Below are 10,094 nucleotides of genomic sequence, written 5' to 3' on the forward strand. Positions count from 1 at the left end.
GTCAAAAGCGTTGAGCCAGGACGAAGTTCTCAAGGGGTGGCCGACGGGTCACCCCTTTTCTTTTGCCTGCTGATAACCTGTCCGAGAACCGGGCCTGGCTTTTCCAGTCTCATGGACAGGCCCTAATCCGCAGTGAGGAATAGCATGAAGCGCATCTGGCGTTTGGCAGGTGTAGGTTTGCTGATGGTCACCGTTGGCGCCCAGGCAGTGGCCGACGAACGTGATACCGGGCCGCGCAGTGAGGGCGGTGGTCAGCATGAAAGAGGGCCGGAGGGCGGACGGCCAGGAGGCGGTAATGAACAGCCGCGTCCGCAGAACAACCCACCACGTCAGGAAAACAACCAGCCGCGCCCGCAGAATCAGCATTTTGATCGCGCAGGCCAGAACGGTGGTGGCCAATGGCAAGGGCGTCCCCAGGGCAATGAGCAGGGGCGGCCCCAGCCACAACCACAGCCGTCGAACAACCTGCCGATCCAGAGTCGCCCCGACACCGTGCGCCAGACCCAGGAACCGCGTCAGGGCTATTACCGTGACATCCCTCGACGCAATGACGGCAACCAACACTGGGAGGCCGGCGGCCCAGGCTCGCGCCCCGGTGACAACCGCTGGCCTGGTCGCCCTGACGGCCATGGCAACGGCTGGGGCCCAGGCCCGCAGCATCGCCCAGGTTATGTGATCGACCGCTTCCCTGATCGCAATTACCGCGTGCCTTACCGTGGCCAGGACTACTTCTACTCCGGCGGCTATTGGTATCGCCCGCAAGGCCCGCGCTATGTGGTGGTGACGCCGCCCTATGGCATCCGTGTGCATTACCTGCCGGACTACGCGCGTGAAGTGTGGATCGGCAGCGCGCTGTTCTTCCTCGCGGCGGGTTCCTACTACACCTACGAAAGCAGCTCCCAGCAATACGTGGTGGTGCAACCACCAGCCGCCGTACCGGCACCGCAGCCCGCGCCGCAAGGCAATGGTTATGATGTGGTGGCGTATCCGGCCAACGGCCAGTCACCGGCCCAGGTGCAGCAGGACGGTTATGACTGTTATCGCTGGGCCGTGCAGCAAAGTGGCTTCGACCCGCAGCAAGTCACCTACGCCCCCGATCCGGCGGTGGTGCAAACCTACCGCCAGGCCCAGGGCAACTGCCTGAGCAGCCGCGGTTATCAGGTGCAGTACTAGGTTTTATTGCCTGTGACCACTTCCCGCGGGTCGGCGTGCACCAGCACTTCGGCGCGCGGGTAGGCCTTGTGAATCGCATCGGCGGCCTGGTCGCTGATGCCGTGGGCCACTGACAGCGTCAATTCCCCCGGCAATTCCAGGTGCAGTTGCACAAACCAGTGGCTGCCGGAAATCCGCGTGCGCAAATCATGTGCGCCCAATACACCCGGTACGCCACGGGCCAGTTCGAGCATGTGCTGGCTCACGTCCGGCGGCAGTTCTTCATCCATCAACACCGCAAAGCTTTCACGGGCGATCTGGATGGCGCTCCATAAGATGTAAGCGGCAATGCCCAGTCCGAACCAGGCATCGACCTGATGGTAGCCAAACCCTGCCAGCACCAGCGCTACCAAGATGCTGCCGTTGAGCATCAGGTCGGAGCGGTAATGCAATGAGTCCGCGCGCACGGCGTTGGAGCCGGTTTCGCGGATCACCCGGTGTTGCAGCATCAGCAAAGCCACGGTCAGTACTAGGGAAAACACGATCACGCCAATGCTCAACCACGGTGCGCCCACCGGTTCCGGATGTTGCAGACGCTGATAGGCCTGGAACGCGATCAACACCGCACTGCCGCCGATAAACAGCGCCTGCGCCATGCCCGACAGCGACTCCGCCTTGCCGTGCCCATAACGGTGATCGTCATCGGCCGGGCGCAACGCGTAATGCACCGCCACCAGGTTCAGCAGCGAGGTCACGCCATCCAGCAGTGAGTCGGTCAACCCGGCAAGCATGCTCACCGAGCCGCTGAGCCACCAGGCGATGGCCTTGGTGATAATCAGCGCACAAGCCACGCCCACCGAGGCGCGGGTGGCCAGGCGCAAGAGCCTGGCGTGTTCGGGACTGCTGGTCATAGGCGGCTCGGATCCTTAAGCGGCGGGTTGCAGGCCCAGGCTGGCGAGCTGTTGCACACTGCCCTTGAACTGGATCATGCGCGGGTCGTCGAGCGGCAGGCTGCGGCCGGTTTCTTTCTGGATGATGCTTTGCAGCTTGGCGTTGTCGACCTTGCCGTCGGCGCCAATGGCTTCGTGGAGTTTCTGCGGATCGACCTGGGCGGTCTTGCCCGGTTCGAAGTAGATAGCGCCGGTGGCGAAGTCCACGCCGAACGCGATCAGGCCGGGGATCACATAGAACAGCAGGCCCACGGCGTCGAGCACGGCAATGGTCGGGTCGATCTTGCCGTCGATCTGGCCACGGCGGTCCGGGTAGAAGATCGAACCGCAGGCCGTCAACTGGCTCAGCAGGGTGACGGCGAGGACACCGCCAATGACACGGGAAGCGATACGCATGGAAACTCTCCTGAACACGATTGATACGGGACTATATGACAATACTGCCGAGCAACACCGCTCTAATGTGGGAGCTGGCTTGGACCGCGTTGCCAGGCGCAGCCGGTGGTGTTTTTCAGACCAACGTCGGCATCCGGCAGTTCGCCGTTATACTCGCCGCTCTGCTTTGGAGCCAGTATGAATTCGTTGCCGATTGATGAAGTTTTACCTGCACTGCGTGACGCCTTGGCGAATCGCCATGAAGCCGTGCTCGAAGCGCCCCCCGGCGCCGGTAAAACCACCCGCGTGCCCTTGGCGTTATTGAACGAACCCTGGCTGGCCGGGCAGACCATCCTGATGCTCGAACCCCGCCGTCTTGCAGCCCGTGCGGCGGCCGAACGCCTGGCCAGTGAACTGGGCGAGAAGGTCGGCGAAACCGTCGGCTATCGCATTCGTCTGGACAGCAAGGTCGGCCCCAATACGCGCATCGAAGTGGTCACCGAAGGCATCCTCACCCGCCGCCTGCAGGATGACCCGGCGCTGGACGGCGTGGGTTTGCTGATCTTCGACGAATTCCACGAACGCAGCCTCGACGCCGACCTGGCACTGGCTCTGAGCCTCAATGGCCGCGAACTGTTTCGCGATGATCAACCGCTGAAAATCCTGCTGATGTCCGCCACCCTGGAAGGCGAACGCCTGGCCAGTCTGCTGGACGACGCGCCGATCCTGCGCAGCGAAGGGCGCATGTTTCCGGTGCAGATGCGCTGGGGCCGACCTTACCAGCCCGGTGAGTTCATCGAACCGCGTGTGGTGCAGACCATTCTCGAAGCCCTGCATGACGAAACCGGCAGCGTGCTGGTTTTCCTACCGGGGCAGGCCGAGATTCGTCGGGTCAACCAGCAACTGGCCGACGCCCTCGGCGAGCGCACCGATGTGTTGTTGTGCCCGCTGCATGGCGAACTGGACCTCAACGCCCAACGCGCCGCTATCGATCCGGCACCCGCCGGTAAACGCAAAGTAGTGCTGGCGACCAACATCGCCGAGACCAGCCTGACCATCAATGGCGTGCGCGTGGTGATTGATGCCGGGCTGGCGCGAGTGCCGCGTTTCGACCCCGGCAGCGGCATGACCCGCCTCGATACCCAACGTATCTCTCGCGCCAGCGCCACCCAGCGCGCCGGCCGGGCAGGGCGCCTGGAGCCGGGCGTGTGTTATCGCTTGTGGTCCGAAGACCAGCACGAAGGCCTGGCCGCTTACGGCAGTGCGGAAATCCTCGCCGCCGACCTGGCCGGACTGGCTTTGCAGCTCGCGCGTTGGGGTGTCACGCCCAACCAACTGGTGTGGCTGGATGTGCCGCCGACCGCCGCGTATGCCCAGGCCCAGGATTTGCTGGTGCGCCTCGGTGCTTTGAATGAAGACAAACTCACCGCCCATGGGCAGAAGATGGCCGAGTTGCCGGCCCATCCGCGTATCGCCCATCTGCTGCTGCGCGGGCAGGATTTTGGATTAGCGGCGACGGCCTGCGATGTGGCCGCATTGCTGGGAGAGCGCGACATCCTGCGCGGTGGCGGTGCGGATTTGCACAGTCGATTGGCGCTGTTGTCCGGCGAAGAACGCGCACGCGGTACCCAAGGCGGCGTGCAGCGGGCCAGGCAACTGGCGCGACAATATCGTGGTTACTTAAGAGGCCAGGCCACTCAAGCCGTTGCCGACCCCGACCACCCGCGCTGGCTCGGTGCCTTGCTGGCGCTGGCCTACCCGGACCGCGTCGCCCAGCAACGTCGCCCCGGCGGTGCCGAATATCGCCTGGCCAACGGCCGCGCGGCGCTGTTCGCCGAAGCCGACAGCCTGATGAAACAGGCCTGGCTGGTCATCGCCGACCTGGGCAGTCGCCAGGGCCAGCGCGAAGAGCGTATCTACCTGGCGGCGGATTTTGATCCGGCGCTGTTCGACACGGTGCTGGCCGAGCAAGTGCGCAATGTCGACCAACTTGACTGGGACGAACGCGAAGGTGTCCTGCGCGCCGAACGCCAACGCAAGGTCGGTGAACTGGTGCTCAGCCGCGAACCGCTGACCGGCCTCGACGAATCCGCCCGCAGCCAGGCGCTGGTCAACCTGGTACGTCGCAAAGGCCTGGAACTGCTGCCGTGGACGCCGGAACTGCGCCAATGGCAGGCCAGGGTCATGCTGTTGCGCCAACTCGACGCCGGTAAAACCAGCGAATGGCCCGACATCAGTGACAAAGCTTTGCTCGCCAGCCTCGAACACTGGCTGATGCCTTACCTGGGCAAAGTCTCGCGCCTGAGCCATTTTGCCAACCTCGATATCTCCAGCTTCCTGCACAACCTGCTGCCCTGGCCACTGCCCCAACGTTTGGACGAACTGGCACCGCAGCATGTGAAAGTGCCGTCGGGTTCGTCAGTGCGTTTGGACTACAGCGAACAGCCGCCGATCCTGGCGGTGCGTTTGCAGGAATTGTTCGGGCTGGCCGACACCCCGCGCATTGCTGGAGGGCGCCAAGTGGTGAAGCTGCATTTGCTGTCCCCGGCGCGGCGGCCGGTGCAGGTGACGCAGGACCTGGCGAACTTCTGGCGCAGTACCTATGCCGAGGTGAAGAAGGATTTGAAGGGGCGGTACCCGAAGCACTATTGGCCGGATGACCCGCTGGTGGCGGAGGCGACGGCGCGGATCAAACCGCGCAAGTGACTACTGGGCGGCAGGTAGCAGAAACCGCGCAATCACCGGCAAATGGTTGGAAATACGCAACGTATCCTCCTGCCGCACCTTGGCTTCCACCCGTTTGATCCGCGGGCTGTGGAACAGGTAATCCAGCGTACGATCCGGGCCGTCTACGCTTGGGTCGTTGGGGAAGTTCGTCAGCCATTTCTCACGATCAATCCCGCTGGATTGGCTGTTGCTCGGGATCATTGGGTATTTGTCCCACAGCAAATGCAGCTCGCTGTCCGGCGAATACTGCCCGCGTTTGGTGGCGTCCAGGCGTAGGAATTGCCCCAAGGGCAGCAGATTGAAATCCCCGCCGATCAGCCAGGGCGTGCCACGGCCCTCGAATTTATCCAGCAGTTTGACCGTAGTTTTCACCTGATCCTGCACCGCGCTGCGCCCAGGGGCATCGCCATCCAGGCGGGTGTTGAGCACCGCGAGTTGGCCGCCATCGCTCAAGGGCAGGTAAGTCAGCAGCAAAGCCGGCTTGGGTTGGAACTGGCGGCTGATGATATTGGCCTCGGGCGCCGGTAGTTGCAGGCGTTCGGCGTGTTCGATCTGGTAACGGCTGAGGGTCGCCAGTTTGCGGCCGACGCTGCCGAAGATGTGCAGGTTTGGCACGAAGTCGGCTTTCCAGTCGAAGGCCTGGGCGCTGCAGGGGTAGAGGTCGACCAAGCGCTCCTGCAAAAGGGCCAGTTGGTCCTGGTAGTGGGAAGGCTTGGCGTTTTCGTCGAGCTCCTGCAACAGCAGGATGTCGGGTTGTTCGTCGCGGATGACCCGTGCCACTTCGTCGAGGCTGGCGGCCATGTCTTCCACGGTGGGGCGGTCGTCCGGGCCGCTGCCGTCGGAGGTGTCGTACCAGAACACATAATTTTTGCCGGCCAGGTATTGCACGTTCCAGGTCATGACCTTGAGCGCCTGCCCCGGCAATAGTGTCGGCGCACGCGGCGCGACGCAGCTCACCGGCAGGGTTTCCTTCGCCTCGGGGCGCCAGGTCAGGCTGTAGATCAGGGCGGTCAGCAAGCCTGCGACGATCAGCAGGCTCAGCAAGGTGATGCGCAATAAACGGGTCATCGGCTCGGCTTATAGCGTTTCAGAGGTGGCACGGAGCATATCACCGCGCGTCGGCATCGCCACCGATCAGCATGAATAAACGAAACAGCACCACGCTGGTAAACAGTTGGAGAAAGCTGTGGGCACTGTCCAACAGCAAGCCAATCAGCGGCGCAGGTGTTGGATACGCTGCAACGCTGGCGCCCTTGAGCAACCACAACGGCGTCATCACGCACAGCAGGCACACCAGGATCAGCCAGAAATGCCCACGGCTCAGGCGGAAGCTTTCCTTCATCGCCTCCAACGCCGGCATGCCGCGCAGCACCAGCAGGTACTCGGCAAACGCCAGCACCACCATCAGCCACAGCCCCGGCAGGAAATACAGCGACAGGCCCAGCAGAATCAGCAGCGTGCTCATCGCCGTCAGCAGGGCGAAGCGCGGCCACAGGGTAAGGGCCATGGCCCAGACATCTTTAGTGCGCGGCGACTCGCCACGGGTGCGAGCATCCAGAAACAGGATCAGCGCGCCGGTATACAGCGGGTACACCAGCAACCCCACCACCACGCTGTAGCCGGGAAACGCATCCGGGCCGACGACGTGGTTGAGCACCTGTTGCAGCAGGGCTTCGAAAATCACCAACGGCAGACACAGTTGGACGATGGCGCCCAGGTTGCGTTGGGTGAAACGGAAGGAGTCGCGCAGCACGTCTAACGGATTCATCAAGTTCATCGCAGGCCTGAAAGCAAGGGCAACACTTTAACCGATCATCACCGGAGGTGAGCAAACGTAAACCTTGAGTAAAGACCATTGAAACAACTCGTAACACCCCCATAACTAGGACGGCGCCTGATTAAAGGCGAGACCACGATTTCTACCGGCAATCTAACGAGGTCGCCATGAACAGCGAAGAGCAAACCCTGATCGATGGACTGTTTTCACGGTTGCAACAAGCCGAAACGGACTCAGCCCCCCGCGACGCCCAGGCCGAAGCGCGGATCAAGGAGCACATGACGCGCCAACCGGCGGCCGGGTATTACATGACCCAGTCGATCCTGGTGCAGGAACACGCGCTCAAGAGCCTCGACGCGCAGAACAAGCAGCAGGCGCAGCAGATCCAGCAATTGCAGGATGAACTACAGCGGGCCAAATCCGCACAGCCTGCTCCGGCGAGCAGCGGCGGTTTCCTGTCGAGCATCTTTGGCGGCGGCGGTTCACGTGATCAGCAGTCGGCTCAAAGTGCACCGCCGTCTTCTGGTGGCGGCTGGCGCGAACCGGCGCGGCCTGGGTTCAGCCAACCTGCCCCGCAGCAGAATTATCAACAGCCTGCTCCAGCCGCTCCGGTGGGCAGCGGCTTCCTCGGCGGCGCGATGAAAACCGCAGCCGGCGTGGCCGGTGGTGTATTGCTGGCCGAAGGCATCAGCAGCCTGTTCAACCACAACTCGCAACAGCCGCAAGTCGTGGAAGAAATCATTCGTGAGGAGCCAGCGCCTGCCAGTGACAACGGCAACTGGGGCAATGACGACCAGAAGTACGCCGGCAACGACAGCTGGGGCAGCAACAATTCGGACAGCTTTGCCGACAGCGATTATTCCGACGATTCTTCCTCCTTCGGCGACGACGATTCCTTCGTCTGACCCACCCAGACCGGGGCGACTCGTTGCCCCGGTCTGATTTTTCCCGGAAACCTTCTCGCGGCTGGCATACTTGCACCCTTTCCGGGCCCTGGCGCCTGGCTGTCATGAGGAAGTGCGGTGAAGAAAATTGCAGTGTTCGCCGATGTGCAAAACCTCTATTACACCGTCCGCCAGGCCTATGGTTGCCACTTCAACTACGCCGCGTTGTGGGCTGACATCAGCTCGCGCGGGCAGATAGTCGAGGCGTACGCGTATGCCATCGACCGTGGCGACAGCAAGCAGCAGCAATTCCAGCAGATCCTGCGCAACCTGGGCTTTACGGTAAAACTCAAGCCCTACATCCAGCGCAGCGACGGTTCGGCCAAGGGCGACTGGGACGTGGGCATCACCCTCGACATCATGGACGCCGCCGACCACGTCGACGAAATCGTGCTGGCCTCCGGCGACGGTGATTTCGACATGCTGCTCGACCGGGTTATCCACAAGCATGGCGTCGAGGCCGTGGCCTATGGTGTACCGGGGCTGACGGCCAATTCATTGATACGCGCCGCCAGCCGGTATGTGCCGATCGAAGGCGCGTTGTTGCTCAAATAAATGCTAAGACGGAGTTGGAACAGGTTTGGAACGTATAGCGGTCATCGACTTTGAAACCACCGGCATCACCCCGAGCAGCCGTTGCCGGGCCACGGAAATCGCGGTGGTCATCCTTGAGCGTGGCCAGATCGTGGACCGCTACCAGAGCCTGATGAAAACCGGCGTGCACGTGCCCGCGTTCATCGAACAACTCACCGGCATCAGCAACGCCATGCTGCGCAGCGCGCCGCCGGCGGAGCGGGTGATGAATGAGGTCAATGAGTTCGTCGGCGTCACGCCGTTGCTGGCGCACAACGCCGCGTTCGACCAGAAGTTCTGGGACTTTGAGCTGGGTCTGATCCGCCGCACCCGTTTGCAGAAGTTCGCCTGTTCGCTGCTGCTGGCGCGTCGCCTGATGCCATCGGCGCCCAACCACAAGCTCGGCACGTTGAACGCCTACGCCCAACTGCCCCACACCGGCAAGGCTCACCGGGCGATGGCGGATGCGGAGATGGCCGCCAACCTCACGGCCCACCTGGCCCAGGAACTGCGCGGGACCCATGGCTTGCGTGAACTGACCCATGATCTGCTGTGCACCTTGCAGAAAGTGCCGGCGGCGAAGATCAATGAACACCTGAAGAAGCATCGCGGGTTCTGAGCTCGCCACAAATCCGTGTGGGAGCGGGCTTTTGTGGTGAGCGGGCTTGCCCCGCGCTGGGCTGCGTAGCAGCCCCAAAACCTGACACTCCGTTCTAACTGAAAGAACGCGGCGCCCTTAATTGGGGCTGCTCCGCAGCCCAGCGCGGGGCAAGCCCGCTCACCACAACGTCTCGGTTGTCAGGCTATTGTGGCTGCACACACTCCAACGCCCGATCCACCACCCCCTTCGCCATCCCCACCAAATGCATCACCGCCCGCTGCTGCGCGCTCAGCACCTCAGCCGAGTCCTGCACCGTCTCCACCGCGCAATGCAGCAAATCCGCCGCATGGGCGAGGGCGTCTTCGAAGCTCAGGTTGTCGTTCAGAATGAAATGGGGCGCATCCGGTGAGGACGCTTTGAGGTAGTAGTCGATGGCGCGGCGGTTGAGCAGGGCGTCTTCGCTGAGGAAGGCTGCGCCGTTGCCAGTTGATGCGAAAGTTGCTTTGACCATGTCGAAACTCCAGGTTATTTAACTCGCTCCTTCTGTCAATTTCGGCTTGCACTTCCGGTCATCGATGGGTCGATGACGCGAGGCAGGTTAGTCGTGCAGTCTCGGTGTAACAAGAGGGTTAGAACTTGCTCGGAAAATTCCCGCAAGTGAATACGACCGGTCTTGCTGGCCTTTAAAAACGGCCCTCTGATATCTATTCAGTTACTCAGGGGGAAAGGAGTTCGGTTAAATGAGGGCCGAGATCAGCGAAAAAGTAATCCAACTGTTCGTCGACATCATTGGCTTCATCGACCGAAGCCAGGTGACGGAACAAACGGATTTCATCCGCGACTTCAAGATCATTGATGACGACCTGACCTGCTTCGTCATGCAGATCAAATGGCAATTCAATCTGCAAGCCACTCAGGCAGATTGGGATCACATCACCACGATCAAGCAGATTGTCGATTTGATTGTTGAGCGCTCAAATCTGCTTTGATGCAAC

The 10,094-nt window shown here is 61.9% G+C and carries 11 protein-coding genes; 6 read left to right on the plus strand and 5 right to left on the minus strand.

What is annotated here, in order from left to right; genetic code table 11:
• Positions 1 to 144 precede the first annotated feature (144 nt).
• Positions 145 to 1,173 carry a DUF6515 family protein gene (locus WH299_RS27955; protein ID WP_123475727.1) on the plus strand — a complete coding sequence of 343 codons (1,029 nt, stop codon included), beginning with the start codon at positions 145 to 147 and terminating at the stop codon, positions 1,171 to 1,173.
• On the opposite strand, the gene WH299_RS27960 is transcribed toward WH299_RS27955, so the two are convergent.
• Together WH299_RS27960 and WH299_RS27965 are read right to left on the minus strand one after the other, a co-directional pair.
• On the minus strand, positions 1,170 to 2,063 hold the full coding sequence (locus WH299_RS27960; protein ID WP_016978609.1) for a cation diffusion facilitator family transporter: 894 nt from the start codon (positions 2,061 to 2,063) through the stop codon (positions 1,170 to 1,172). The two genes, WH299_RS27955 and WH299_RS27960, sit on opposite strands and share 4 nt — an antisense overlap.
• Before the next feature lie 15 nt (positions 2,064 to 2,078).
• Positions 2,079 to 2,498, minus strand: a complete 420-nt coding sequence (locus tag WH299_RS27965; RefSeq protein ID WP_010206751.1) for a hypothetical protein — start codon at positions 2,496 to 2,498, stop codon at positions 2,079 to 2,081.
• A gap of 177 nt (positions 2,499 to 2,675) precedes the next feature.
• Here WH299_RS27965 and hrpB point away from each other — a divergent pair, with 177 nt between their 5' ends.
• Positions 2,676 to 5,183, plus strand: a complete 2,508-nt coding sequence (gene hrpB, locus WH299_RS27970) for an ATP-dependent helicase HrpB (RefSeq protein WP_126570775.1) — start codon at positions 2,676 to 2,678, stop codon at positions 5,181 to 5,183.
• On the opposite strand, the gene WH299_RS27975 is transcribed toward hrpB, so the two are convergent.
• Both WH299_RS27975 and WH299_RS27980 read right to left on the minus strand, forming a co-directional pair.
• Positions 5,184 to 6,272, minus strand: a complete 1,089-nt coding sequence (locus tag WH299_RS27975) for an endonuclease/exonuclease/phosphatase family protein (protein WP_339551910.1) — start codon at positions 6,270 to 6,272, stop codon at positions 5,184 to 5,186.
• A 40-nt stretch (positions 6,273 to 6,312) separates the two neighbouring features.
• On the minus strand, positions 6,313 to 6,972 hold the full coding sequence (locus WH299_RS27980; RefSeq protein ID WP_025999910.1) for a YciC family protein: 660 nt from the start codon (positions 6,970 to 6,972) through the stop codon (positions 6,313 to 6,315).
• Positions 6,973 to 7,148: 176 nt separating this feature from the next.
• On the opposite strand from WH299_RS27980, the gene WH299_RS27985 reads away from it, so the two are divergent.
• The 3 genes from WH299_RS27985 to WH299_RS27995 all read left to right on the plus strand — a co-directional run bounded on the left by WH299_RS27985 (position 7,149) and on the right by WH299_RS27995 (position 9,117).
• Positions 7,149 to 7,886 (plus strand): DUF2076 domain-containing protein, encoded by a 738-nt coding sequence (locus WH299_RS27985; protein WP_339551912.1) that lies wholly within the window; start codon positions 7,149 to 7,151, stop codon positions 7,884 to 7,886.
• 117 nt (positions 7,887 to 8,003) lie between these two features.
• Positions 8,004 to 8,480, plus strand: coding sequence for a LabA-like NYN domain-containing protein (locus WH299_RS27990; protein WP_010206743.1), 477 nt, complete (start codon positions 8,004 to 8,006; stop codon positions 8,478 to 8,480).
• 25 nt (positions 8,481 to 8,505) lie between these two features.
• Entirely contained in the window at positions 8,506 to 9,117 is a 612-nt protein-coding gene (locus tag WH299_RS27995; protein WP_122727982.1) for a 3'-5' exonuclease, read from the plus strand.
• Between the two features lie 184 nt (positions 9,118 to 9,301).
• Here WH299_RS27995 and WH299_RS28000 read toward each other — a convergent pair whose 3' ends face one another.
• Positions 9,302 to 9,610: a DUF6124 family protein gene (locus WH299_RS28000; RefSeq protein WP_122727984.1), complete on the minus strand. Its 309-nt coding sequence runs from the start codon at positions 9,608 to 9,610 to the stop codon at positions 9,302 to 9,304.
• A 229-nt stretch (positions 9,611 to 9,839) separates the two neighbouring features.
• On the opposite strand from WH299_RS28000, the gene WH299_RS28005 reads away from it, so the two are divergent.
• Positions 9,840 to 10,088, plus strand: a complete 249-nt coding sequence (locus WH299_RS28005) for an acyl carrier protein (RefSeq protein ID WP_123475719.1) — start codon at positions 9,840 to 9,842, stop codon at positions 10,086 to 10,088.
• Positions 10,089 to 10,094 lie beyond the last annotated feature (6 nt).

The sequence above is a fragment of the Pseudomonas sp. MYb541 genome (assembly GCF_037479595.1).
Lineage (GTDB): Bacteria > Pseudomonadota > Gammaproteobacteria > Pseudomonadales > Pseudomonadaceae > Aquipseudomonas > Aquipseudomonas canadensis.